23 protein-coding genes are annotated in these 24,599 nt (G+C 58.2%); 7 read left to right on the top strand and 16 right to left on the bottom strand.

Annotated features, from left to right (window positions below; genetic code table 11):
* Positions 1-38: 38 nt before the first annotated feature.
* The gene (locus tag DXXMK7_RS00550; protein WP_038917394.1) at positions 39-1,625 is read right to left on the bottom strand and encodes an FGGY-family carbohydrate kinase; all 1,587 of its coding nucleotides are present in this window, start codon (positions 1,623-1,625) and stop codon (positions 39-41) included.
* A gap of 238 nt (positions 1,626-1,863) precedes the next feature.
* Positions 1,864-3,150, bottom strand: coding sequence for a DUF3748 domain-containing protein (locus DXXMK7_RS00545; protein ID WP_038917392.1), 1,287 nt, complete (start codon positions 3,148-3,150; stop codon positions 1,864-1,866).
* 235 nt (positions 3,151-3,385) lie between these two features.
* Between DXXMK7_RS00545 and DXXMK7_RS00540 the strand changes: the two genes are divergently transcribed.
* The gene (locus tag DXXMK7_RS00540; RefSeq protein ID WP_038917390.1) at positions 3,386-3,643 is read left to right on the top strand and encodes a YdgH/BhsA/McbA-like domain containing protein; all 258 of its coding nucleotides are present in this window, start codon (positions 3,386-3,388) and stop codon (positions 3,641-3,643) included.
* Between the two features lie 78 nt (positions 3,644-3,721).
* On the opposite strand, the gene DXXMK7_RS00535 is transcribed toward DXXMK7_RS00540, so the two are convergent.
* Positions 3,722-4,417, bottom strand: coding sequence for a FadR/GntR family transcriptional regulator (locus DXXMK7_RS00535; RefSeq protein WP_038917389.1), 696 nt, complete (start codon positions 4,415-4,417; stop codon positions 3,722-3,724).
* A gap of 319 nt (positions 4,418-4,736) precedes the next feature.
* Between DXXMK7_RS00535 and uxuA the strand changes: the two genes are divergently transcribed.
* Positions 4,737-5,921, top strand: coding sequence for a mannonate dehydratase (uxuA, locus tag DXXMK7_RS00530; RefSeq protein ID WP_038917388.1), 1,185 nt, complete (start codon positions 4,737-4,739; stop codon positions 5,919-5,921).
* Positions 5,922-6,225: 304 nt separating this feature from the next.
* Here uxuA and yidA read toward each other — a convergent pair whose 3' ends face one another.
* Positions 6,226-7,041, bottom strand: coding sequence for a sugar-phosphatase (gene yidA / locus DXXMK7_RS00525; RefSeq protein ID WP_038917387.1), 816 nt, complete (start codon positions 7,039-7,041; stop codon positions 6,226-6,228).
* 231 nt (positions 7,042-7,272) lie between these two features.
* On the opposite strand from yidA, the gene DXXMK7_RS00520 reads away from it, so the two are divergent.
* Positions 7,273-9,279, top strand: coding sequence for a methyl-accepting chemotaxis protein (locus tag DXXMK7_RS00520; RefSeq protein ID WP_038917385.1), 2,007 nt, complete (start codon positions 7,273-7,275; stop codon positions 9,277-9,279).
* Between the two features lie 102 nt (positions 9,280-9,381).
* Here DXXMK7_RS00520 and uspA read toward each other — a convergent pair whose 3' ends face one another.
* On the bottom strand, positions 9,382-9,816 hold the full coding sequence (uspA, locus tag DXXMK7_RS00515; protein WP_038917384.1) for a universal stress protein UspA: 435 nt from the start codon (positions 9,814-9,816) through the stop codon (positions 9,382-9,384).
* A 585-nt stretch (positions 9,817-10,401) separates the two neighbouring features.
* Between uspA and uspB the strand changes: the two genes are divergently transcribed.
* Positions 10,402-10,737 carry a universal stress protein UspB gene (uspB, locus tag DXXMK7_RS00510; RefSeq protein WP_038920750.1) on the top strand — a complete coding sequence of 112 codons (336 nt, stop codon included), beginning with the start codon at positions 10,402-10,404 and terminating at the stop codon, positions 10,735-10,737.
* Positions 10,738-10,864: 127 nt separating this feature from the next.
* On the opposite strand, the gene pitA is transcribed toward uspB, so the two are convergent.
* The gene (pitA, locus tag DXXMK7_RS00505; protein ID WP_038917382.1) at positions 10,865-12,373 is read right to left on the bottom strand and encodes an inorganic phosphate transporter PitA; all 1,509 of its coding nucleotides are present in this window, start codon (positions 12,371-12,373) and stop codon (positions 10,865-10,867) included.
* Between the two features lie 304 nt (positions 12,374-12,677).
* On the opposite strand from pitA, the gene DXXMK7_RS00500 reads away from it, so the two are divergent.
* Positions 12,678-13,862: an NAD(P)/FAD-dependent oxidoreductase gene (locus DXXMK7_RS00500; RefSeq protein ID WP_038920749.1), complete on the top strand. Its 1,185-nt coding sequence runs from the start codon at positions 12,678-12,680 to the stop codon at positions 13,860-13,862.
* Positions 13,863-13,986: 124 nt separating this feature from the next.
* Here the strand turns inward: DXXMK7_RS00500 and DXXMK7_RS00495 are convergent, their stop codons facing one another.
* From DXXMK7_RS00495 to DXXMK7_RS00470, 6 genes are all read right to left on the bottom strand, one after another.
* A complete protein-coding gene (locus tag DXXMK7_RS00495) occupies positions 13,987-14,238 on the bottom strand; it encodes a DUF1471 domain-containing protein (protein WP_038917381.1) in 252 nt (83 codons plus the stop codon).
* A 197-nt stretch (positions 14,239-14,435) separates the two neighbouring features.
* Entirely contained in the window at positions 14,436-15,299 is an 864-nt protein-coding gene (locus tag DXXMK7_RS00490) for an endonuclease/exonuclease/phosphatase family protein (RefSeq protein WP_038917380.1), read from the bottom strand.
* 25 nt (positions 15,300-15,324) lie between these two features.
* A complete protein-coding gene (locus tag DXXMK7_RS00485) occupies positions 15,325-16,428 on the bottom strand; it encodes an ABC transporter ATP-binding protein (RefSeq protein WP_038917379.1) in 1,104 nt (367 codons plus the stop codon).
* A gap of 4 nt (positions 16,429-16,432) precedes the next feature.
* A complete protein-coding gene (locus tag DXXMK7_RS00480) occupies positions 16,433-17,479 on the bottom strand; it encodes a carbohydrate ABC transporter permease (RefSeq protein WP_038917378.1) in 1,047 nt (348 codons plus the stop codon).
* Positions 17,476-18,393, bottom strand: coding sequence for a carbohydrate ABC transporter permease (locus DXXMK7_RS00475; protein ID WP_049842575.1), 918 nt, complete (start codon positions 18,391-18,393; stop codon positions 17,476-17,478). Before DXXMK7_RS00475 ends, DXXMK7_RS00480 begins: the two co-directional genes overlap by 4 nt.
* Positions 18,394-18,442: 49 nt before the next feature.
* On the bottom strand, positions 18,443-19,813 hold the full coding sequence (locus DXXMK7_RS00470; protein ID WP_038917377.1) for an ABC transporter substrate-binding protein: 1,371 nt from the start codon (positions 19,811-19,813) through the stop codon (positions 18,443-18,445).
* A gap of 100 nt (positions 19,814-19,913) precedes the next feature.
* Here DXXMK7_RS00470 and DXXMK7_RS00465 point away from each other — a divergent pair, with 100 nt between their 5' ends.
* Positions 19,914-21,017, top strand: a complete 1,104-nt coding sequence (locus tag DXXMK7_RS00465) for an ROK family transcriptional regulator (protein WP_038917374.1) — start codon at positions 19,914-19,916, stop codon at positions 21,015-21,017.
* A gap of 58 nt (positions 21,018-21,075) precedes the next feature.
* Here the strand turns inward: DXXMK7_RS00465 and DXXMK7_RS00460 are convergent, their stop codons facing one another.
* Complete coding sequence (locus tag DXXMK7_RS00460) at positions 21,076-21,342, bottom strand: DUF1471 domain-containing protein (RefSeq protein ID WP_038917373.1); 267 nt, start codon at positions 21,340-21,342, stop codon at positions 21,076-21,078.
* A 283-nt stretch (positions 21,343-21,625) separates the two neighbouring features.
* Between DXXMK7_RS00460 and DXXMK7_RS00455 the strand changes: the two genes are divergently transcribed.
* Entirely contained in the window at positions 21,626-21,988 is a 363-nt protein-coding gene (locus DXXMK7_RS00455; protein ID WP_197724557.1) for a RidA family protein, read from the top strand.
* A 62-nt stretch (positions 21,989-22,050) separates the two neighbouring features.
* On the opposite strand, the gene DXXMK7_RS00450 is transcribed toward DXXMK7_RS00455, so the two are convergent.
* The 3 genes from DXXMK7_RS00450 to DXXMK7_RS00440 are packed head-to-tail and all read right to left on the bottom strand — an operon-like array spanning position 22,051 to position 24,563.
* Positions 22,051-22,764, bottom strand: a complete 714-nt coding sequence (locus DXXMK7_RS00450; protein WP_159077963.1) for a 4'-phosphopantetheinyl transferase — start codon at positions 22,762-22,764, stop codon at positions 22,051-22,053.
* A gap of 50 nt (positions 22,765-22,814) precedes the next feature.
* Positions 22,815-23,585 carry a thioesterase II family protein gene (locus DXXMK7_RS00445; RefSeq protein ID WP_157987363.1) on the bottom strand — a complete coding sequence of 257 codons (771 nt, stop codon included), beginning with the start codon at positions 23,583-23,585 and terminating at the stop codon, positions 22,815-22,817.
* Positions 23,586-23,630: 45 nt separating this feature from the next.
* A complete protein-coding gene (locus DXXMK7_RS00440) occupies positions 23,631-24,563 on the bottom strand; it encodes a DMT family transporter (protein ID WP_049842573.1) in 933 nt (310 codons plus the stop codon).
* Positions 24,564-24,599 lie beyond the last annotated feature (36 nt).

Below are 24,599 nucleotides of genomic sequence, written 5' to 3'. Positions count from 1 at the left end.
GTGTCCGTTCCGGACGATGCCGGAAGAAAATTCGGCTATCAGTGACGGCTCATCTGTTGCTGGGCGGCCTGCTGGTAGTCATACATCTGTAAATAAATCTGGTATTTGGCGTCGTGAAACGTCTGATTGCACCGGTCGGCGCGAATAAGCGGGCCGGGCTGCACCAGCGCCTGCGCCGCTTGCGGCAGCGAGGGATACGCGCCGCAGGCCACCGCCCCCAGCAACGCCGCGCCGAGCGTAACGGCGTCTTCTTCGCTCGCCAGTTGAATATCGCAACCGGTGATGGCGGCGTATTCCCGCAGCCACAGCGGATTCTTGGTGGCGCCGCCGCACATCGTCAGCCGGGTAATGTGATGACCGGCCTGATTCAATGCCTCGATAATGTGGCGGGTGCCATAAGCAATCGCCTGTAGCGTCGCCAGATACAGCCGCGCCAGCGCATCCGGCCCTTGTTCCAGCGTCAGCCCCATCACCATGCCGCGCGCATTCGGGTTGGCGCGCGGCGAGCGGTTGCCGTGGTGATCCGCCAGCACATGCAGATGACGGGTCGGCAGCGGTTCGCGCTGTTCCAACGACGCCACCCACTCGTTCAGCAGCGCATACGGGCTACGGCGCTGTTGCTCCGCCTGCGCCGTCAACGCCGGCCACTGCGCATGCTGGCGCAATGTCCATTCCACCAGCGCGCCCGCCGCGCTCTGCCCGCCTTCGTTAAGCCACCACTGCGGCAACATCGCGCCCCAGTACGGCCCCCACACGCCGGGCACCTCGACCGGCTGACGACTGACCAGCATATGGCAATTAGACGTACCGCTAATGACGGCGAGGCTGCCCTGTGGTTCGCCGCCGACCAGCGCCAGCCCGCCGGCGTGCGCGTCGATGATGCCGCCGGCCACCACCACGTTTTCCGGCAACCCCCAGTCGCGCGCCACGTCGGCGGCCAGCGTTCCGGCTGCCTCGCCCAGTTGCAGGATGCGCGGCGGGATTTTCTGCGGCAAATCAGCCAGCCCAACCGCCTGCAACAGGCTGTCGCTAAAGCGGTTTTCATGCGCCAGATAGTTCCACTTGCAGGTCAGCGTGCAAACACTGGCGGCGTCCGTACCGGTGGCGCGCCACACCAGATAGTCCGCCAGATCGAAAAAGCGCCATACCTGCTGATAACGTGCCGGGAAATGGCGTTTTAACCACAGGATCTTGGGCAATTCCATCTCGATGCTGACCTCGCCGCCTACATAGCGCAGCGCGTCGTCGCCGGTGGCGTTGATGTCGGCGGTTTCGGCGGCGGCGCGGTGATCCATCCACATGATGATGTCCCGCTGCGGGTCGTTCTGCTCAGCTACCGATACCGGCTGACCCTGCGGCCCGACCGCCACCAGCGAGCAGGTGGCGTCAAAGCCGATGGCGCGTACCTGCGAAGGCGCTATCGCCGCCATGCCCAGCGCTTCACGTACGCAAGCGCCGACCGACTGCCAGATATCCGTCGACGATTGCTCTACCACGTGCGTGCGAGGATGAAACTGTTCGATGGGCCGTACCGCAAACGCCAGACGCTGGCCATTGCCGTCAAACACCCCGGCCCTGACGCTGGCCGACCCGACATCCACACCGATGAAGCAACCGTTTTTCATGCTGAAATCTCTTTGCTAAGTCGAGTTAGCAATGTATTTGAAGCACAGAGTCGGTGACAATGTTTTTTGCTGCGAACTGTGAGGCGGATCGGTGAATAAAAAGCAATCGTTTGAAAGGAAACAGTTTTATTGGGTAATCAAAACAGCGGAGCGCTGGAAACCACCAGAGAAGGGCGGAAGCGGGGTAACAGGCGGCGGGCCAGTCTGGGCGCGCCGCCCGTCAGGAAAAACGCCGGCGTTAACGCATGACCGTCACCACAAAAATCTGTTTGTAGCCATCAATATCCCGTAGGTAGGCGATGCGATCGCCATTCGGCGAAAACACCACCGCATCCCCCACCGGCGGCGTTTCGCTGCGCACGGTCTGGCGAATCAACCGACCGGTCGCTACTTCGCACAGCATCACGCTGTTGTCGCCAATGAACGCCAGGTATTTGCCGTCCGGATGCCAGCTGAACGCCGACTGCACCGGCCAGTCGCCCTGCGTCACCTGACGGGGTTCGCCGCCGTTCGGCGATACCGTCCACAACTGCACCACGCCGCGATCGTCTTTCATCAGAAACGCGATTTGGCTGCCGTCCGGCGAACTGCGCAGCCAGTGACGCGGTTGATTGACTACGCCGGGATGTAGCCTGTCGGCGGTAAAGGTGAGACGCCGCTGGCGCACGCCGGCAGGCGGAGCAGGCAAACGATCGTCGGTGCCGCCCAACGGCCGCTCGCCGGGGCGGGCGTAATCGTTAAGTTGCTCCGGCAAATCGACGATAAACACTTCCGGCACCTTCTCGCCGCCAGCGGACAGCGTATCGCCGATAAACGCCAGCGCCCAACGCTGACGGCATCCATCCGGACGCAGATAGCCTGCCGTCCCCACCCAACCTTCTTCGTAGGCGCGGTTGATGTCATCGCTGCCGGGGCGCGGCTGCGGCGTGGTGTCGCTCACCAGCACGCAGAAATGGCTGCCGTCATGCTCGCGCGGATGACGGTGCGGCGCGACCACCGGATGCAGCGGCACCGCCACTGCGACATTGCGCAGATCCAGCGCCGGGTCGCGCTCGTGCAGCACATGGTCGTTGTAGGTGAAACTCAGCCGGCTGCCGTCCGGGCTGAACACATGCACATGGGAACCGCCGCGCAGCGCGCCGGCCAGATACGGCGCCGTCAACACGCAGGCATCCAGCGTCGTGGCCTGCTGGCGGTCATCATCCGATATCACCACGCCGCGGCGGTGATGAAAATCGTACTGCCAGCGCTCATCGGGGTGTTCCGGGCCGTGGATAAACACATAACGTTGCGGCGCCACCGGGCTGCCGGTCGCTACGCCGACATGCGCGCCCTGCCCGGCGCGGTAAATTACCTCGCGCTGACGGGTTTCCACGTTGACGCGTTCGATGGTCAATCCCGTGAATGAAGATCCGTGCGGCCGAACGTCATAAATCAACCAGTTGCCATCGCATGACCAGATATTTATATTGGTTAACTGATGTGAAAAAGCATTAAATGTTATCTGCCTGTCTTCATTCTTCACAGATTTTTCGCCTTCTTGACATAACTTGGCATATCCTAAAAAATCGCTCAAAAAACAACAAAGACAATAGAAATCATTGAGTTATTTTCCATTCCTGACTGTATTTCCCATCAAAAAAATAGAAAGATATCTTCAACAACCTCCGTTTTCCACGAAGGCCAACAGGGCGTAACCTTTCCGTTATCGAAAGGACAAACGCCTTTCAACGTCATTTACCCGAGGAAGGAAAAAGATCATGAAAAACATCAAAACCATCGCTATCGCCGCTGCCCTTGCCACCGTATCTTTTGGTTCTTTCGCCGCCCAGAACGTCAACTATGAGCAAGCCCAGCAGCTGGAAAAAATCGGTTCCGTTTCCGCCACCGCCAACGATCTGAGCTCGCTGCAGGCCAAACTGGCCCATCAGGCTGAGGCCGCCGGCGCTTCCGCTTACACCATCACCTATGCTGGCGGCGACAACACCCTGCGCGGCAACGCGGTGATCTACAAATAATCGCCCACGCTCATCATTACCCTCGACCCCGGTGCCTGTGTCCCCCCGGGGTTTTTTCATTTCTGGCGGAACTCACGCCTACTTATCACCGCTGAACAGATGATCGTACACATGCTGGAGATGGCGTTCCATGCTGGCGCGTGCCCGGGCCGGGTCGCGCGCGACGATGGCGTCGGCAATATCGGCATGGTCCTGATTCATGGTGCGGGGGAAATCGGGGTCGGCGTAGAGCGTTTCCAGCCGCACAAACCGGCTGCTCTGACGCTTGTTCCACAGGTAATCCATCATGTCCTGCAGCACTTCATTGCCGGACATTTCACTGATCAACAGATGGAAGCGCTTGTCTTCGTGCAGAAATTGCGCGTCGTTGACGTGCAGGCGTGACAGATCGCGGGTGATATCCTGCAACGCGGCGCGTTGCTCGTCGGTGGCATGCACCGCCGCCAGCTCCGCCATCATTGCCTCATATACCTGACGGGCCTGAATGAACGCCCGCAGGCTGAATTCGTCTTCCGGCGGCGCGGCGGGCGGCGCGTCCGGCAGCGGGTCGTTGACGTACACGCCATTCCCGGTGCGAATCTCCACCCAACCGGTAATTTCCAGCGCAATCAGCGCCTCGCGGATGGACGAGCGGCTCACCCCCAGCTGTTTCGCCAGTTCACGCTCCGAGGGCAGCAGTTGCCCGGCCGTAAACTGACCGTTTCTGATACAGTTAATCAGCAGGTTGGATATCTGCCGGTACAGCCGCTCAACTTTCAGTGTGGGTAACACTATATCCCCTCCGGCCGCGCCAGCCGTGTCCTGTCAGCATATGCCCTATAAGCATATGTCCTGTAAACAATAGCCCGCAGCTTACCATAGCCGCCAAAACGCCAGAAAATTAAATGCCGCAGCGCCATACGCAGATGACAAGGCTGCTATCCATCTCACACCCGGGCGCCACAGCGGCCTCTTGCCTGATGTTTGCGTGATCTAAATCACAGAAATATCACCGCAGGTGGTGAATAGTGAACCGGTCTGGTGGCCTGACCACCAGACCGGTTATTATCCGATCCCGATGATTACTCAAGTCTATAGCTTAAGGAGCTACTTTATGGAACACACCTGGCGCTGGTACGGCCCCAACGATCCGGTGTCGCTGGATGATGCCCGCCAGGCGGGCGCGACCGGTATCGTTACCGCTCTGCATCACATCCCGAATGGCGAAGTGTGGAGCGTTGAAGAGATTAAGAAACGCCAGGCGCAACTGGCTGAAAAAGGGTTGATCTGGTCGGTGGTGGAAAGCGTGCCGGTGCACGAAGCCATCAAAACCCAGACCGGCGACTACCGCCGCTACATCGCCAACTATCAGCAGTCGCTGCGTAATCTCGGCGCCTGCGGCATCGATACCGTGTGCTACAACTTTATGCCGGTGCTGGACTGGACCCGTACCGACCTGGAATACCCGCTGCCGGACGGCTCCCGGGCGCTGCGTTTTGACCACACCGCCTTCGCCGCCTTCGAACTGCACCTGCTCCAGCGCGCAGGCGCCGCCGCCGACTACACCGACGACGAACAACGCCAGGCCGCCGCCTATTTCGCCGCCATGACCGACGCGGACAAAGACAAGCTGACCCGCAATATTATCGCCGGTCTGCCGGGCGCCGAAGAAGGGTACACGCTGGAACAGTTCCGCGCCCAGCTGGCGCAGTACGACGGCATCGACAAGGCGAAATTGCGTGAGCACATGGCTGAATTCCTGCGGGCGATTGTGCCGGTGGCGGAAGAAGCCGGCATCGTACTGGCGGTGCATCCGGACGATCCGCCGCGCCCGATTCTCGGCCTGCCGCGCATCGTGTCCACCATTGAAGATATGCAGTGGCTGAAAGACGCCGTGGACAGCATCCATAACGGTTTCACCATGTGCACCGGGTCTTACGGCGTGCGGGCGGACAACGATCTGGTGAAGATGATCGAAACCTTCGCCGACCGCATCCACTTTACCCATTTGCGCGCTACCTGCCGCGAAGACAACCCGAAAAGCTTCCACGAAGCCGCGCACCTGCATGGCGATGTGGACATGGTGAAAGTGGTGAAAGCGATTCTGGCGGAAGAACACCGCCGCCGTCAGCAGGGCAACACCCGTGCCATTCCGATGCGCCCCGACCACGGCCACCAGATGCTGGATGACCTGAAGAAGAAAACCAACCCCGGTTATTCCGCCATCGGGCGGCTAAAAGGGCTGGCGGAAGTGCGCGGCGTCGAACTGGCGATCAAACAGACGTTCTTTAACGACTGATCCGCACACTCCCCTATACCCTAAATAATTCAAGTTGCAGGACAACACGCTCGCGTGTTGAACAACGCCACGCGTTGGCCCTTTAGGGCAAGGCTCAGAATGAGCCTTGTAACGCGGCGACGCAGCGAATCCCCAGGAGCTTACTCAAGTAAGTGACTGGGGTGAGCGACAACGCTGCCGGGAGCAGCGTTGAACGCGGTTTACCGCGGCCCCGAAGGGGCGAGGCCCAGGGATGGGCCGAGTAATAACGCCAACGCATCTGCAGCTTGAAGTATGACGGATATATATGTCTGGCCCGCGCGGGTCAGACATTCAACACAAACTTCTCGATAGCGTAAGCCACGCCGTCTTCACTATTAGATTTGGTGACAAACTGGCTCGCCGCCTTGACCGCGTCGATAGCATTGCCCATCGCCACACCCAGCCCGGCGAACTCAATCATCGCCAGATCGTTTTCCTGATCGCCCAGCGCCATCACTTCATCACGTTCAAGGCCAAGGTGCTGCGCCAGCATTTTCACCCCTTCGCCTTTATTCACGCGCTGGTCCAGAATCTCCAGATAGAAAGCGGCGCTTTTCATGATGGTGTAACGCGTGAAATCTTCGCGCGGAATGCGAGCGATAGCGGCATCCAGTAACTCGGGTTCGTCAATCATCATCACTTTCGGGAAACGCAGACCAGGGTCCATTTCCTCCACCGCCCGGTATTTCAGCGGCATGCTGGTCAGATGGGACTCATGCACCGTGTAGGCGCTGATGTCTTTGTTGGCGGTGTAAACATAATTGAAATCAAGCGCATGGAAGTGCACGCCCAGCTCACGCGACAGCGCCTCGAAATGGAGGTAATCCTCAAAGCTCAGCGTGGTTTGCGCCACACATTCGCCCGTCGCCGTGCGTTGCACCAGCGCGCCGTTATTGGTGATGCAGTAATGTCCGTCCTGCTGCAGGCCCAGCTGTTGCAGATAGCGCTCGACGCCGATGAACGGACGCCCGGTAGCCAGCGCCACATAGACGCCTTTTTCGCGTGCGGCGACAATCGCCTGTTTCACCACTGGCGAGATTTGATTTTCCGGCGTCAGCAGCGTGCCGTCCATATCAATCGCAATCAGTTTTATCGCCATGAATTTCCCCAATAATCAGTTCAACTCCCTGCATGCTAGCGCGATTTCGCCGGGCGAAGCCAGAAAAACAGCGTCAGTTTCATGGCTCCTACATTAAAGCCCCCTCTACGCTGGCCGATATTATAAATGTGATGCAGTTCACAATAGGGACATGGTTCAGGCTGCACACGTTCACCTGCTGTTGATTTTTCTTTCATCCATTGAATGGCTTCACACAGGGGAGTTCTCATCATGTCCATTGAGCTGGTTTCCCATACTTCCTCTACCCAGACGCCTCTGGTTTCTCTCTCCGCCGCCGGGAAGAAAAAACTGTCTACCCGCGCGCTGGTGCTGATTACCACGGTTTTCATCATTACCTGCGGCTTCATCCTCACTATCGGTTTTCTGCTGTGGCAATCCGGCCAGCAACAAAAAAACACCGCCCAACAACTACTGGAACAAACCGCCTACACCAGCGCCTATTCGGTGCAGAACCGGCTCGATATCGCGCTATTTGCCGCCCGCGACCTGGCGCAGAGCGTGACCAGCCTGCGGGAAACCGGCGCGCCGGACCGCGCCACCGCCGAGCTGTTGCTGAAAAACACGCTCAAAAGCCACCCGGATTTGCTGTCGATGTCGCTGGCATGGGAGCCGAACGCCTTTGACGGCAAAGACCAACAGTACGCCAGCCAGCCGGAGCAGGACCCGAAGGGCCGGTTTGTGCGCTACGTTGACCGCGACAACGCCGGTAAAGTGGCGCTTCACAACCTGACCGATTACGAAACGCCCGGCAGCGGCGATTACTATCTGCTGCCGCGCAAACTGCAAAAAGAGGTGATTCTCGAACCCTATAGCTACCCCTATAACGGCGTCGACGTACTGCTGACCTCGATTGCGGTGCCGATCATGATTGACGGCAAATTCTACGGTTCGGTAACCGCCGACTTCTCGCTGGATACGCTGCAGCAGATGGTCAACGGCATCAAACCTTATCAGGGCGCCGGTTACGCCACGATGTACTCCGCCTCCGGCACCTACATCGCCCATCCGGACAAGGCGCGCATCGCCAAAAAACTGGAAGGCGACCCGCCGCTGATGGACAGCATCGCCGCGGGCAAGCCCTATAACCGGCAGCGTTTCAATAGCTTCACCAACACCGACATGATGAATGCCTACGTGCCGATCGCCATCGGCAATACCGGCACGCCGTGGATGCTGGGGGTGAGCGTGCCGGAACAGGTGGTGATGGCCGAATCGGTGCGGCTGCGTTACATCGGCGCACTCATGACCCTGCTTAGCATTCTGGTGGTGTCCGGGGTGATTGGCCTGATCTTCACCCGCAAGGTACTGCGCCCGGTGGGCGGCGAACCGGTGGAAGCGGCGGCGATCGCGCTGGCGGTGGCGCAAGGCGACCTGACGCTCCACATCCCGGTTCAGCCCAAAGACACCAGCAGCATCTTCTATGCGATGTCGGAAATGCAGCAGCAGCTACGCAGCATTGTGGAACAACTGATGAGCACCAGCGAGTCGGTCAGTCACGGTGCGGTGGAAATCTCAGCCGGCAACGTCGATTTGGCGTCCCGTACCGAACAGCAGGCGGCGGCGCTGGAAGAAACCGCCGCCAGCATGGAACAGATCACCGCTACCGTGAAACAAAACGCCGATAACGCGCACAGCGCCACCCGACTGACGCAGAACGCGGCGCACATCGCCCAGCGCGGCGACGAAATTGTGGGTCAGGTGGTCAGCGTCATGGGCAGCATTGATGAAAGCTCGAAGAAAATCAGCGAGATCACCGGCATCATCAGCAGCATTGCTTTTCAGACCAACATTCTGGCGCTCAATGCGGCGGTGGAAGCGGCCCGCGCCGGCGAACAGGGTCGCGGTTTCGCGGTGGTGGCCGGCGAGGTGCGCAGTCTGGCCCAGCGCAGCGCCGATGCGGTAAAAGACATCACCGCGCTGATCGGCGAATCCGCCGAACGGGTCGGTCATGGGGTCGGCATGGTGGAAAGCGCCGGGAAAACCATGCGGGACATGCTGACCGCCGTGACGTCGGTCAACGACATCATGAGCGAGATTGTCGCCGCGTCCGACGAGCAATCCCGCGGTATCAGTCAGGTGACGCAGGCGGTGCATGAAATGGACGGCGTCACCCAGCAAAACGCCGCGCTGGTACAGCAAGCCACAGCCGCCGCCGCTTCACTGGAAGATCAGGCCCGGCAACTGGCGCAACTGGTGCAGGTGTTCCGTATTCATTGATCACCTGGCGGAACCCCATCACGCAAAAGGCATAGCCGAATGGCTATGCCTTATTCGTATCCGCCTGCTCACCCGACCCTTATCAGAGCCGCTTCGGGCGGCTTATTCCTCTTCTTCACGCAGCGGCACAATCAGCATGTCGATGTGCACCGTATTGATCAGCTGGCGCGCGGACGACATCAGTTTGCTCCAGAAATCCTGATGATGACCGCACAGCACCAGGTCGACATCATACTTGCGGATGGCGTCAACCAACACCTGGCCCAGATCGCCGCTGCCGCTCAGGGTTTCCGAGATCGGATAGCCAGCGTTTTCCGCCAGTTCCCTCAGGGCATTCTGGGTTTCTTCGGAAATACGTTGCTGCATGTCGCCCAGGTTGACATCGATCAGCCCGGTGTAGAGATCGGAGTAATTCACGTCAACATGGATCAAAGAGACTTTGGCATCATACGGTCGCGCCATGGAAACCGCTTTTTCCACTAACACCTTACTTTCCGGTGACAGGTCGACCGCGATAAGGATGTGTTTGTAAGCCATGATAAGCTCCTTCCGTAATGACTAACTGATGGGTCAGCAGATATTTCTCCTGCCAGTCTGATAACCGATGGCTGTAATGAGCATAGCACCCCGCTGATTCCGGGTTATGTTCAACAGATCACAACGCCACATATTTTGTAACGGTTCTGCGGATACTGGTAACTACTTGCCCTGAAGCGACCGTCCATCTGCGCCGATACTGTTTATAGCTGATGACGGTTTATCGCTTATAACGGTGAAACCTCCCGCCCGTATGCAAAGTGTAGTTGAAAAGGGCGCGACCTACGGAGGAGAAAGCCGGTGTCAGATCAAAAGAAGTCGTGATGTTTTTTGCTTTCAGGAACCTTACGTCAGATATGGAAAAAAAACGCAAGGCTCTTCTACAATGAAATTGAGGGGGACCCTGCAGGCCCTTCTCCAGGCAAGGATACAGCGGTGAAGAAGAACACCCGGGCAACTCGCCATGGTCTGGCAGCCCCATAACATCGCGTGAATAACGTGTGGCATAAATACCCACAGATGTGATGTCGGCAGGACTCGACACGTGAAAGCATCTGATGGGTCATAATCCGGGAGGGAAGCATGATGATTAGTACATTTGCGCTTTTCTGGGCTTTATGTGTCGTCTGTGTCATCAATATGGCGCGATATTATTCTTCGTTACGAGTGCTGCTGCTGATACTGAGAGACTGCGATCCGCTACTGTACCAGTATGTGGACGGGGGCGGTTTTTTTACCTCCCACGGTCAGCCCAGTAAACAGTTGCGGTTGGTTCGCTACATCTACGCACAACGTTATCTTGATCATCACGACCCCGAGTTCATCCGTCGCTGCGCGCGGGTGCGCGGTCAGTTTCTGCTGACCTCCGCCTTGTGCGGGCTGATTGTGGTCAGTCTCATTGCCTTGATCATCTGGCACTGAGGCGGCCCGGCAGCGTAAACCGGTCGTGTTTCTATCAACCCCAACCCTATGCCCTGACAGCAGAAAGGCGGCCTGATGGCCGCCTTTCTTATACTTATACCCGCTACGGCTTTATCACCGTGCCGAGTCAGATCAGCTTCAGCGCCAGCCAGTACAGCACGCCGGAGAGCAACATTGATACCGGCAGGGTAAACACCCAGGCCAGCAGAATGCTTTTCACGGTTTTCCCCTGTACGCCGCCGCCATCTACAATCATGGTTCCGGCCACCGCGGACGAGAGTACGTGAGTCGTGGAGACCGGCATGCCGGTATAGCTGGCGATACCGATGGACATCGCCGCCGTCACCTGCGCCGAAACGCCCTGCGCATAGGTCATGCCTTTTCTGCCAATCTTCTCGCCGATGGTCACCGCCACGCGCTTCCAGCCCACCATCGTGCCGAGCGACAGCGCCAGCGCCACCGCAACGATAATCCACAGCGGCGCATATTCCACCGTGTACAGCAAATCGCTGCGCAGATTGTTAAGCAGGCGTTTGTCGTCAGACGGGGTTTCCGGCAGCTTGACGACGCGATCCAGCGTATCGGCGATGCACATCAGCAAGCGGCGAGCGCGGGCGCGGTCATCCGCCGCCAGTTCATCGTAGCTTTTGACGTTATTCAGCAGCACCTGCACGCGGTCGATGGCGATCATCGCGCGGGAGGTATCACAGTGAAAATCCGGTTTATTGCCGGTGGACGGAATCACGTTTTCCGGCGCCGGAATCACCGGATGCGACAGGTCGATCACATGCGTCAGCGCCGCGCTGTGAGACTGGTAGTATGTCTGCAGGTTCACCACCGCGTCGCGGGTGCGGCTGATATCGTAACCGGACGCATTCATGTTCAGCATAAATCCGGCCGGCGCCACGCCAATCAGCACCAACATGATCAGACCGATGCCTTTCTGACCGTCGTTCGCGCCATGCGAGAAGCTCACGCCCACCGCAGACAGGATCAGCGCGGTACGGGTCCAGAACGGCGGTTTGCGCTTACCATCCTGTTTTTCGCGCTCGGCCGGCGTCAGGTGAACGCGTTGGCGCTTCTTATTACTGCTCCAGTAACGACGCAGCAGATACACCATCAACCCGGCGATGATCATGCCGACCACAGGCGACACCAGCAGCGACAGGAAGATACTGACCATTTTGGGAATATTGAGCGCATCCACCACCGACGTATGGGTCACCAACGCATTGGTCAGACCGATACCGATAATGGAACCGATCAGCGTATGCGAACTGGAAGCAGGCAGCCCGAAATACCAGGTTCCCAGGTTCCAGATGATCGCCGCCAGCAGCATGGAAAACACCATCGCCAGCCCGTGGGTGGAGCTAACGTTCAGCAGCAGATCGGTCGGCAGCAGGTGAACAATGGCGTACGCGACGCTCAGCCCGCCCAGCAATACCCCGAGAAAGTTGAAAACCCCGGCCATGACAACCGCCAGTTGGGCACGCATCGCACGGGTATAGATAACAGTGGCTACCGCGTTGGCGGTATCGTGAAAGCCGTTAATGGCTTCGTAGAACAGAACAAATAGCAGAGCGAGAACCAGCATCAGACCGGTGTGGAAATCAAGCCCGGCAAATAAATGTAGCATAAGTGTTAGGCCATGTAGTGGTCATGAACGCGGCGCATTATCGGCGACAAGCGGAAACGGGAAAAGCAAAATATGACATTATTTTGACTTAATTTACGCCATTCTTGCCGGTGACAATGTTTTAGTTAATTAAAATCAAGGCATTATTGTTTTTACCCCTCCACACACTTTGTTACCGGCAAACGGCGGCAGCGCAGCATGGCGCAAGGAACAAGGCGCACCTGGGCGATGACCGGCGTCGGGACATCGCCTATAATCGGCCGCCCTGTGGGGCAATGGCATGGCGGAACAACGGGAGAGTAATGTGGAACAGTTTGACGTAATCATCATTGGCGCGGGCGCGGCCGGGCTGTTCTGTGCGGCGCAGGCAGGCCAGAAAGGACTGCGGGCGCTGCTGGTGGACAACGGCAAAAAACCGGGCCGCAAGATTCTGATGTCCGGCGGCGGGCGCTGCAACTTCACCAATATGTACGCCGAGCCGGCAGCCTACCTGTCGAGCAACCCACACTTTTGCAAATCCGCCCTCGCCCGCTACACCCAATGGGATTTCATCAGCCTGGTAAACCGCCACGGCATCGCGTATCACGAAAAAACCCTCGGCCAACTGTTCTGCGACGATTCCGCGCAGCAGATTGTCGATATGCTGATGAAAGAGTGCGAAACCGGTAAGGTGACGCTGCGTCTGCGCAGCGAGGTGCTGTCGGTGGAAAAAACCGATCGGTTCCTGGTGAAGCTCAACACCGGGGTGGTACAGGCGCCGGCGCTGGTGATCGCCAGCGGCGGGCTGTCGATGCCGGGGCTGGGCGCTACGCCGTTCGGTTATCAACTGGCGACGCAGTTTGGCCTCAACGTATTACCGACCCGCGCCGCGCTGGTGCCGTTTACCCTGCATAAGCCGCTGCTGGAACAGTTGCAGACGCTCTCCGGCGTGTCGGTGCCGGCGGTGGTCACGGCCGAAAACGGCACCACCTTCCGCGAAAATATTCTGTTTACTCACCGCGGCCTGTCCGGCCCGGCGATCCTGCAGCTGTCCAGCTACTGGCAGCCGGGAGAATTCGTCACCATCAACCTGTTGCCGAACCTTGATCTGACCGAATGCCTTAACAACGAACGTCTGGCGCATCCGAACCAGAGCCTGAAAAACACATTAGCTCAGTGGCTGCCGAAGCGGCTGGTGGAATGCCTGCAGGCGCTGGGGCAGTTACCGGACGTCACGCTAAAACAGCTCAACAAGCCACAGCAGGCCGAGGTGGAAACCACGCTGCAACAGTGGCGGGTACAGCCTAACGGCACCGAAGGCTATCGCACGGCGGAAGTGACGCTCGGCGGCGTCGATACCCGCGAACTGTCGTCAAAAACGATGGAAGCCGGCAAAGTGCCGGGGCTGTACTTCATCGGTGAAGTGGTGGACGTCACCGGCTGGCTCGGCGGTTACAACTTCCAGTGGGCCTGGAGCTCCGCCTGGGCGTGTGCGCAGGCGCTGGGGTAACGATGGACTCCAGCATAGCAACCGGTTCCTTTCATCCGTTAATCCTCCCATTGTTACTTTTCTCAAAAACAACAAAGCCGCCCGAAGGCGGCCATTGTTGCGCATGATAACGGCAAACCGGTTATCAGTTGTACAGTTCAGCCACGCCGCGCATCTGGTTTTCACCGGAGGTGGCGGAGATGATGCGGAATGATTTAGCGCCGGCTGCATTGGCTTTTTCAGACAGGCTGGCCTGCAGACCGTCCAGCGTAGCAGCAGTGGCGCTGACAGAGCCAACAGACAGGCTGGCGGACTGCTGTACTTCAGTTGCTGCAAAAGTGCCGAAAGAAACGGTAGCCAGGGCGATAACTGCAACAATATTTTTGATAGCTTTCATGGTCAATATCCTTCACGTTGAATTTGGTTGGTTTCTTTAGTGAAAGCGTCTTCGCTTTCGATGGAAGTGATAATAGACCTGTTGCTGCGACGTTAAAATCGGGTTTATTTGCAGATATCTTTCAAAAAAAATGAATAAAAAATAACCATGAATTGCCTGTCACCCGCAGACCCCGCCGCGGGTGACAGACGCGCCGGTTATTGCAACTCGACCCACAACGGGTGGTGATCGGAGCCCTGATTCTCGGTATCCGCCCAGCAACGGCGTACCGTCAGCCCCAGCGATGGCGTCAACAGGCAGTGATCGATACGGCCGCCGACATTCGGATGGGTAGAACCGCTATTCTCCGGCAGACCGGCGGCGACCCAGGCATCCATCAACCCGCGGTGACGAACCAACCGGCCGTGATGCGGCGACACCGGCCCAATCAGACGGCTGTACTCCTCGCTGTCCGGCAGGCAGTTCAAGTCCCCCATCAGGATCATCTCCTGCGGCATCACCGGCATCCGACCTTCGGTCCAGCCCGCAGCCGGGTCAGGATGACCGCCGCACCAGGCGCCGCCTTCATCCGGGGCGCGGGCGAAAAGCGCCAGCATCGCCTCCACCTGCGGCAACCGGGTATCGGCGCACAGGTGACTAAGGTGGGTGTTATAGACGCGGATCGTCCCGGCGCTGGTGTCGATCACCGTTTCCAGCACGCCTTGCTGAATTGAGTGCTGGGTCAGGGTACCGAACTTCGGCAGCGGAAAGTTACGGCTGGAGAGAATCGGCCAGCGGGACAGCGTCAGGGTACCGAACTGACGACGACGATTGACGACCCGGCCGTCCGCCGCCACGGTGCTGGCATCCATGTCCAGATTGGCGCCGTAGACCCAGTGGTACTCTCCCAACAGCGCCGCCAGCTCCGCCGGTTGATCCATCATGCCGGAGCGCTGCCAGAAGCGTTCCACTTCCTGCATACAGATGATATCCGCACCGCGTACTTCATCGGCGATGCGAGCCAAATCGTAGCGACCGTCGCGGCCAAGACCGTATTGAATGTTGTAGCTGACAATGTGCATAAGGCAACCTGTTGGTAAGTGGACGTTAACCTGCCGTCCGGCAGGCGAAAACCGTATTGGCAGGCAGCACAACGCCTGCATCGGGCAGGCGGTTACCGTCGGCGTCAAACAACAGCAAGGCATCAACCGACAGCGACACCCCGACTGACATCCCCGCGTCGTACTGCGCCGTCGAACCGGCCGCCAGCGCCTGCAACGGGCCGAGCGGCGTGTGCAGGCGGTACAGAATCTCCCGCCCCATCGGCTCGACGTGTTCGATGCGCCCGGACAGCGGGCCGGCGCCCGGCGGCGTCAGGGCGACGTCTTCCGGCCGGATGCCGAGCGTCAGCGCGCCGTGATACGTCGATGACAACCCCCAGCGTGTTTCACCCACCGTCAATTGATAGCCGCTGGCCTGTCCCGGCAGCAGGCTGATAGGCGGCGAGCCGATAAAGCCGGCGACAAAGGTATTGGCGGGCTGACGATAGAGCTGTTGCGGGGTGCCTATCTGCTCCACCCGCCCCTGATTCATACAAATAATGCGGCTGGCAAGCGTCATGGCTTCCAGCTGATCGTGCGTCACCATCAGCGTGGTGGCGCGTGAGCGGGCGTGAATCGCTTTTAGCTCGGTGCGCATCGTCATGCGCAAGGTGGCGTCGAGGTTGGACAACGGCTCGTCCAGCAGCAACAGCGACGGCCGCTTAACCAACGCCCGCGCCAGCGCCACCCGCTGCTGCTGGCCGCCGGACAGCGCCGCCGGTTTGCGATCCAGCAATTCCGTCACCTGCACCAGCGCCGCCGCGTCCCGTACCCGCTGGTCGCGCTCGTCGCGTTCAGCAGGCTTGAAACGCAGCGGAAACGCGATGTTGTCGTACACATTCAGGTGCGGGTACAGCGCGTAAGACTGGAACACCACGCCAACGTTGCGATCGCGCGCATCCACGCCGTTCACCCGCTGGCCGTCGAACAAAATATGCCCTTGCGTCGGCGCATACAGCCCGGCCAGCAAAAACAGCGTGGTGGATTTGCCACAGCCGGACGGCCCGAGGATCGCCACAAATTCGCCGTCAGCCAGCGTCAGGTTAACCGGGTGCAGCACCGGTGTATCGCCCCAGGCTTTGGTGACGCCATCAAGCACAATTTCCGCCATAATCTTAGCCTTTGATTCCACCGACGCTCATTTGCGTCAGGTATTTTTGGGTTAACAGGTACAGCGCCAGCACCGGAAGGATGTAGATGACGCCCACGGCGGCAATCAGCCCGGAATCCGCGCCCATGCTGTCTTGCGATGCCCAGAACAGGTACAGGCTCATGGTCATCCTGCCGCTGTCGATCAGCAGGGTGCGCACAAAAATGTACTCCTCCCAGCCGCGCAGAAAGGCGAAGGTAGCGATGGCGATCATGCCGCCGGTCACCTGCGGCAGCACCACCAGTCGGAATGCCTGAAAGCGGCTGGCGCCGTCGGTAATCGCGCTCATTTCGATATCCCACGACACGCCGTCGAAAAAATTCTTCATCACGAAGATGGCGAACGGCAGCTCAAGCGCGCACATCACCAGCATCACGCCCCACAGGCTGTTGAGCAGCCCCATCCAGTAAAGCTGGATAAAGATCGCCACCGTCAGCGCCATCACCGGAAAGGCGTGCAACAGCAGCAGGACCTTTAGCACCCCTTCACGCCGTCGGAAACCGAGCCGGGACAGGGCATAGGCGGCAGGCACCGCCAGCAGCGTCACCAGCAGCGTGTGGCCGGCGGCGAACAGCAGCGAGTTGCCAAGCGCGGTCCAGACAGACGGCAACGTACCGCTCTGCATACCGGTGGCCTGCACGTCCGGGTTCCACAGAAAACGGTAGTTGTGCCATGTGAGTTGCGGAGCGACCCACAGGCCGAACACCAGCAGCGCCGCCAGCCCGACCAACCACCGCAAACGTCGGGCGCGCTGTTCGGTGCGCGCCCGCCAGGCGACGGCGAGCAGCAATCCATACGCCAGCGCCGCGATCGTCAGCAACCGCCACAGCACCTGGTACTCGCTGCCGCCATCCCGATGGGTAAACGAGATAGCCAGCAGCCACAGATAGGGCGTCACAATCGGTATCGATACCAGCGTCAGAAACAGCACCACGCTCGCCAGAAAACCCACCCGATTCCAGCGCGAGCGCGCCGCCTGACGCGCCCAGTCGACAGCAGTCATCGTCGTCATCGCATCACCTCGATACGCGGCGGGGTAAACTGCGCGCGCATATTCATCATCCGCCACTGCAACAGCGTCAGCAGCACGCCGAACACCATCAGCCCCAGCGCCAGCATAGCGCCGTAGCCATAAGCGCCGGACTCGAAGGCGCGCCGGTAAATGTAGAGCGCGTAGGTGGTGGTGTCGTACACCGGGCCGCCGCCGGTAATCAGCAGGATGTACTCGTAGGTCACCAGCAGCGACAGCGCCTGATACAACGCGATGAAACACACCGGGCTTTTCAGCGCCGGCAGCACCACATGACGAATCACCGACCACTCCCCGGCGCCGTCTACCCGCGCGGAATGCCACAGATGAGCCGGAATGGCGCGAATCGTGGAGGCGAGAATCACCATCGCAAAAGAAGCGCCCACCAGGCCGTTCGCCACCACAATCAGTATCATTGGATGGTCGTTGCGCAGATTGAGCGGCGGCAGCCCGAATACGCCGACCACCACCTGATTGATCAGGCTGTGGGGCGATGGGTCTGCCGCCCAGATCCACAACAGCGCGTACAGCACCGACGGCGAAATCCGCGGCAGAAACCAGATGCCGCGAAACAGCGCGCCCAGCGCCGGCGGCACGGCGGTGGTGGCAATCGCCAGCACGATGCCCAACCCCAGGTTGAACAGCAGCAGCGTACTGGCGACATACACCAGCGTGGTCAGCAGAATGGCGGGTAGGCGTTTGTCCGCCACCAGCAACCGCATCAGGTTGTCGGCGCCAAAGGCGCTTATCTGCAAATTGCTGCCCATGTCGCTAAAGGCAATCACCAGATTGAGCAGCATCGGCGCGACAAAAAACACCGCCAGCACCGAGATGGCGGGAGCCAGCCAGCGCGCGGGGTGCACGCCGGTCGGGCGATTCGGGAACGTTACAGGCATACGCCACCTCGCTCGTCAGAGCCGGAGACACGCGCGCTCCGGCTGTGTCTCAATGCAGGCTATCCACGATTTCCACGTCCTTGCCCAACTGGGTTTCCAGCTCGTCGGCGATAAAGTCCACCGCCTGCGCCGGAGTCATGCGCTTGGTTTCTACCGCCTGCAAGCCTTTGAACAGCACCCGGTTATAGTCGCCAAAGCGGGCGTGATTCGGCACAAAAGTAATGTTTTTCATCATTTTGCCGGCGTCGCTCAACGCCCAGTTGTCGGTGTACTGCGGCATCGCGGTCTGGGCATGGCTGATGGCGGTGTGATAGGAACTGACGGCGTGACGATTGTTGTAGTACGGCAGGCTGGCGATAGCCACCAGCTGCGCCGCCAGATCCTTGTACTGACTCTTGTTGCTGACCACGTAGGCGATGGGATGCGACAGGTTGGCGGGCTTGCCGCCCTTCACCGCCGCCGGCGCCGCTATCCAGCCGATTTTATGGGTGTAACCCGCTTTATCGGCGGGCCACGCCGGGCCAAAGTTATCGTTCACCTGCCAGGCCATCGCCCAAATGCCCTGATGGAACAGGAAGGCTTTTTCCTGCTTGAACGCGGTCTGGATGGTGTCCCAGCTCATGGCGGTGTTATCGGTCGGCGTCACGCCGGCCGCCACATTGCGGGCGTACCAGCTCAGCGCGGTTTCAACCTCTTTCTTCGCAAACAGCAGCTTGCCGGTTTTCTCATCCATGAATTTCGCGCCGCAGGCGGCGAACACCATCAGATAATCGATGCCGACATTCGGGCGATGCAGCATGCCGATCGGCGCGGCGCCACGGTCGACCACCTCTTTCGCCAGCGCCGTCAGGTCATCCATCGTGAACTCGCCGCTGTCCACGCGGGCGGGCAGGCTATCGATAAAGGCGTCGTCCTTGCCAATCTTGCGCAGCATGTCCTTGTTATAGAAAAACATGCGGATCTCGGCATCCTGCGGCACGCCGTACACCTTGCCCTGATACTTCATCGCCTCCCACAACACCGGCAGCACGTCGGCGTACACCCACGGATTCGCCTTGATCTGCCCGTCCATCGGCATGGCGTAACCGTTGCGGGCAAATTCGCCGATCCACTCGTGCGGCAACAGCACAATGTCCGGCCCCTGATTAACGCCGAAGGCTTTCAGCGTATCCAGCGCCAGATCGTCCCAGCCCTGCACCGCGCTGGCATGGGTATCGATAACGATTTTGCGATCCACCCCCGCCGCGGCGAATTGCTGGTTGAGCACCCCGGCCGCCTCCTCGATGTTGACGGTGCGCATCGGCGCATTGCGGTCATTCAGGGTCCAGAGCTTGAGTTTGATGACATCCGCCACCGCCGCGTGGGCTATCAGCCCGCTCGCCAGTAACGCCGACAGGGATAACGAAGCAAGTTTACGCACGGGCACCATCCTGTTATTGAGGTTGACGAATTAATTAAGTAACTTAATTATATTGCAGACGTGTGAAGGAAACCGGACAGAACCGGGACAACGGATACCCATGGAAAAGCGAGAACTCACGGCCACCCACCGCAAACTGCTGGGATTGCTGCGCCGTTCGGGCAGCCTGTCGCGCAGCGCGCTGGCCGCCGCCAGCGGCCTGACCACCGCCGCCGTCAGCATGATGACGCGGGACATGCTCAACTTAGGTCTGCTGGAAGAGAGCGACCGGGCGCAGGGGCGGCGCGGCCCGCCGCAAATCAACCTGCGACCGGCGGCGCACGCGGGCTATGTGCTGGGGGTGTACGCGGAATACGACCTGATTTGCCTGATCCTGATGGACTACGCCGGGCAGTGCGTGGCGGAAACCACGCTGCGCGGCGATTTCCGGGTTGTCGATTCCGTGGCGGATACGCTGGCCGACGCCATCCGCACCCTGCTCGACGCTCAGCCGCAGGCACGCGAGCGGCTGCTGGCCGTCAGTCTGGCGCTGCCCGCCCGGTTTGACGGCGGCGCCATGCCGGTGTGGATCGCCCCCGGTCTGGCGGCCTGGCGTGGGGTGGATATCGCCCGGCAGTTGAGCGACCGGCTCGGCTGCCCGGTGCTGGTGGAAAACGACGCCAACTGCGCCGCCATCGGCGAGCTGCATTTTGGGTCCGCCGCTCCGGACAACAGTTTTTTCTACCTGTATATCGGCAAAGGCATCGGCGGCGCGTTGATCCTGAATGGCGAACTGCATCGGGGCAAGCAAGGCAACGCGGGGGAGATTGGCGCGCTGCGTACCCGCGCGCAGTCACGCCCATCGTTTGACGATCTGCACGACGCTCTGCTGGCGGCAGGCGAGACGCTGCCTTCCACCGCCGCCGACGCGAACTGGCAGGCGCTGGCGACCTCGCCCGCCGGAGAGCGCTGGATCCAACGCGCAGCGGGCGAGCTGTATCGGTTGCTCTATACCGTCACCGCGCTGCTCGACCCGCCCAGCCTCTACCTCGGCGGCACGCTGCCCGCGCCTTTCATGGCCGGATTGCAGGCCGCCGTCATGGCTCAGACGCCGGCGCCGGACGACGATGCGCCGCTAACGCTACCGCCGGTGCGCCTCTCGACGCTACCGACACAAAACAGCGCCGCCTTCGGCGCAGCCGCGCTGGCGCTTAATCAGTACTGAAAACAACAAAGCCGCCCGAAGGCGGCCATTGTTGCTGATGATAACGATAAACCGGTTATCAGTTGTACAGTTCAGCCACGCCGCGCATCTGGTTTTCACCGGAGGTGGCGGAGATGATGCGGAACGATTTGGCGCCGGCCGCATTGGCTTTTTCCGACAGGCTGGCCTGCAGACCGTCCAGCGTAGCGGCTGTCGTGCTGACGGTGCCGACGGACAGGCTGGCGGACTGCTGTACTTCAGTCGCAGTGGACGTGGTCGCAGCGAAGGTGCCGAAAGAAACGGTAGCCAGGGCGATAACTGCAACAATATTTTTGATAGCTTTCATGGTCAATATCCTTCACGTTGAATGGGGTGAGTATTCTTTTCAGGAGGCGTTCTCGCCTTCGATGGAAGTGATAATAGACCTGTTAACGTGACGTTAAAACCGGGTTTATTTGCAGATATCTTTCAAAAAATATGAAATAAAAATAACAATGGGCGGGAGTGATAACGAGCAACGACCGAACACTGTTTTACCCTCCTGATGCGAGTATCATGAAGTTTTCCGCCATCCCGCATGAACACATTCATGCCCTGAATTATGTGAGGAGTCTGTTTTGGTTACACGCATGACCTACGCGTTTCTGCCTCAGATCAAAGGCCCTTATGTCCACGCGACAAAGCACCGTGACGCCTTGTATATCTCCGGCCTGACCGCCTTTGGCACCGATGCTCAATCGGCCGGGCTGGAATCCCAAACCCGCACGGTGCTCCAGCAAATTGCCGCCATTCTCGCCGCTGAAAAAAGAAGTACCGCTGATTTAATCAAACTCACTATCTTCGTCAGAGATATCTCTCAATTAGCCCTGATAAGAACACTGCTGTTTGATTTTTACGGCGAGCATTTGCCCGCTTGTTCGCTGATTGAAGTTTCAAGCCTGATTCACCCGGACCTGCTGATCGAAGTCGAATCGATTGTCGCACTGGCATAACTCCGGCGCGATATAAATACCACGCCTTATCACACACGATAAGGCGCTACCGCTGAGCCCGTTTATACGACCAATAACGTTACCACCGCATCATGATTAATATAAAACCTGCCAGTGAATGAGATATTGGCACGATATTGTTCGCCCCAGTCACAGGTTAGCTGAATTGTAAATCGCCGCTGTTTTATCCGTACCTGTGTTAACGCCGCCGCGGTAAAGTCGAAGAACTTATTTACTATCGGATTTAGCGCCTTAAAAAGGCTCTCTTTAGCAGAAAAGATCAGCGTACCAAGCTGTTCTACTGATAACCCACTTCCTGAACATTCAACCCTGCGCCATTCATCCCCTACGGTAATCGCCGGGAGAACCTGCATTAACGTAGCGCTATCCATGATTCTTTCTACATCAATACCGACGGCAGTATGATGCTGGCTGCTTGCAACAACCGCAACCGCACGGTCATTCGTATGAGAAATTGATCCGATATAACCGGCAGGCCATCGAGGCGCCCTGTCAGGTTGTATCTCAATCGCCGGATAGGCTACGCCGCAAGACTTCAACGCCGTGGCCGCGACAACACGCCCGGCCAGAAATTCCGCTTGCCGCTTTCTCACCGACGAGGCAATGACCGGCGGTATGGTGATATTATAAAGATGAAAAAGTCGCTCGTTAAAATGAGCAATCTGAAACGTTCCCCACCCTACGGTAAATATTTCCGTTCGCGTGCGGTTAATAACGCCTATCCGCTCAATAAACCCGGCACCGGCGTCTACCATCCTCTTTTTCTCTCGACTCGGCGATATCATGATCGCGTATTCCGTCCCTATTATTTCCCATCCGTTTTATTCAAAATATCAGCCGCAATACTTTTAATGATTTGAGTAATATCATTGATGTGGTCATGAATAAAAAAATGCCCTCCCGGAAAGGAGGCAAAAGTAACGCGGGAACTAAACAGTTCCTGCCACAACGCAATTCTCTCAGCAGGCAAATAGCGATCCCCATCGCCGGAAAAGAACATCGCGGGAACAGCGTACTTTAAGGTATCGGTATACTGGTACGTCTCCGAAATTCTGAAATCTGCTCTCAGTATCGGCAATAGCATGGCCATAATATCATTGGAATTCAGTATCTCTTCCGACGTCCCTTTCATCTCTCTCAGCATATCGATAAATTTTTCATCCGAAACATGGTGCGTTTTTCTGGCAAGCTGCAATTGATGAGGGGGACGGCTGGCAGAGCCAATAAAAAACGCCGGCAATGGCAACCCGCGGCGCTGCAACTCCACCATCAGAGCAAACCCGATACACCCTCCCAGGCTATGCCCAAAAATGATCAACGGCCGATCCAGCACTTGATGTATATACGTCATCAGTTCGCTTACCACCGCCGACATACTTTCATGCGGCGGCTCCGATAACCGGTATGACCGCCCAGGCAACTGGGCCACCACTACTTCCATGTCTTCCGGCAAATACTCATGCCAGTGTTGATACAGATTCGCGCTGCCGCCGGCATAGGGAATGCACAACAACCGGATTCTGGCTGCGGGGTTGGGCCTGAAAACCGTGAATATTCCGGCGGACAGCATATCCATATAAATCTTCTCTCCTTGCATCAGACGAATAGCTAAATCACCTGTTCAGGCGCCTTCTTTCCGGGCCAGTTTCTTTCCCAGCGGAAAAAAACGGATATTCCTGAGGTAACCGGTGCCCAGCAATACCCCGATGATGATCACCGCCATGCCGATTATCTGGATAGGCTCGACGGTTTTTCCCATAATAAAACTGATAGCCAGCGTAAAGACCGGCGTCAGGTTAGTCGTAATTGAGGTTTTTTCCGGCCCCAGCACCTGGCACCCTTTGACCCAGAAGTAATAGGCCAGTACTGTCCCGGCAATAGCCATATAAGCCAATAACGTATAGGAGAGTTGGGATATCGACAGGTAGTCATAGCTGATGTCGTGCGTCAGCGCTGCAAACACCAACATAAATGCAGTACCAAACAGAATGGTCCATCGGGTTGCCTGCACGGGAGGAACATGGGTGATCAGCTTTTTGGTCAAAACAGCATATAAACCGCCACAGGCACAGGACACGATGATCCAGAGGTCCCCGCTGTTATACCGCAGGGAAGAGAAATTCCCCTTGGCGATAACCAAAAACACGCCAAAGACACCCAATATCAACCCAATATATTGAGCCAGCGTGACTTTGGCCTTTAGCAATAACCGGGAAAACAGAATGCTCACCAATGGCATATTGGCCATGATTAGCGCCCCGTTAATAGGCGATGTCGATTTCATCCCTGCGAAGATCGCATAGTTAAAACAGAAAATCCCCAGAAAGCCTAATAAAGCGAGCGAAAGCACGTCCTTTATGGAAAGAGAAATATCCCGACCTTTGAAGATAAAAAGGGTAAAAGAAAAAATAACCGACGCGATAACAAATCGAACAATGGACGAAATGATGGGCGGCAGGTTGGCATCCAGTTCCGCAATGGCATTAAAATTACTGCCCCAGAAAAACACGGCCATAATGACCATGATCCATATATGATTATGTCTTGTATGCATATTCACTCCTGTAAAAAAGAGAGGCCCACGCCAGTG

The organism is Dickeya sp. MK7 (assembly GCF_000406305.1).
Classification (GTDB): Bacteria; Pseudomonadota; Gammaproteobacteria; order Enterobacterales; family Enterobacteriaceae; genus Dickeya; species Dickeya fangzhongdai.
This window is presented reverse-complemented; position numbering and strand designations above follow the sequence as displayed.

Coding starts and splice junctions, on each gene's coding strand:
- uxuA (WP_038917388.1), top strand. CDS start 4,737: ATGGAACACACCTGGCGCTGGTACGGCCCCAACGATCCGGTGTCGCTG.
- DXXMK7_RS00485 (WP_038917379.1), bottom strand. CDS start 16,428: ATGGCGGAAATTGTGCTTGATGGCGTCACCAAAGCCTGGGGCGATACA.
- DXXMK7_RS00465 (WP_038917374.1), top strand. CDS start 19,914: ATGGAAAAGCGAGAACTCACGGCCACCCACCGCAAACTGCTGGGATTG.
- yidA (WP_038917387.1), bottom strand. CDS start 7,041: ATGGCGATAAAACTGATTGCGATTGATATGGACGGCACGCTGCTGACG.
- DXXMK7_RS00495 (WP_038917381.1), bottom strand. CDS start 14,238: ATGAAAGCTATCAAAAATATTGTTGCAGTTATCGCCCTGGCTACCGTT.
- DXXMK7_RS00490 (WP_038917380.1), bottom strand. CDS start 15,299: ATGCACATTGTCAGCTACAACATTCAATACGGTCTTGGCCGCGACGGT.
- DXXMK7_RS00550 (WP_038917394.1), bottom strand. CDS start 1,625: ATGAAAAACGGTTGCTTCATCGGTGTGGATGTCGGGTCGGCCAGCGTC.
- DXXMK7_RS00480 (WP_038917378.1), bottom strand. CDS start 17,479: ATGACGACGATGACTGCTGTCGACTGGGCGCGTCAGGCGGCGCGCTCG.
- DXXMK7_RS00460 (WP_038917373.1), bottom strand. CDS start 21,342: ATGAAAGCTATCAAAAATATTGTTGCAGTTATCGCCCTGGCTACCGTT.
- DXXMK7_RS00475 (WP_049842575.1), bottom strand. CDS start 18,393: ATGCCTGTAACGTTCCCGAATCGCCCGACCGGCGTGCACCCCGCGCGC.
- DXXMK7_RS00450 (WP_159077963.1), bottom strand. CDS start 22,764: ATGGTAGACGCCGGTGCCGGGTTTATTGAGCGGATAGGCGTTATTAAC.
- DXXMK7_RS00520 (WP_038917385.1), top strand. CDS start 7,273: ATGTCCATTGAGCTGGTTTCCCATACTTCCTCTACCCAGACGCCTCTG.
- uspB (WP_038920750.1), top strand. CDS start 10,402: ATGATTAGTACATTTGCGCTTTTCTGGGCTTTATGTGTCGTCTGTGTC.
- DXXMK7_RS00455 (WP_197724557.1), top strand. CDS start 21,626: ATGACCTACGCGTTTCTGCCTCAGATCAAAGGCCCTTATGTCCACGCG.
- uspA (WP_038917384.1), bottom strand. CDS start 9,816: ATGGCTTACAAACACATCCTTATCGCGGTCGACCTGTCACCGGAAAGT.
- DXXMK7_RS00440 (WP_049842573.1), bottom strand. CDS start 24,563: ATGCATACAAGACATAATCATATATGGATCATGGTCATTATGGCCGTG.
- pitA (WP_038917382.1), bottom strand. CDS start 12,373: ATGCTACATTTATTTGCCGGGCTTGATTTCCACACCGGTCTGATGCTG.
- DXXMK7_RS00445 (WP_157987363.1), bottom strand. CDS start 23,585: ATGGATATGCTGTCCGCCGGAATATTCACGGTTTTCAGGCCCAACCCC.
- DXXMK7_RS00540 (WP_038917390.1), top strand. CDS start 3,386: ATGAAAAACATCAAAACCATCGCTATCGCCGCTGCCCTTGCCACCGTA.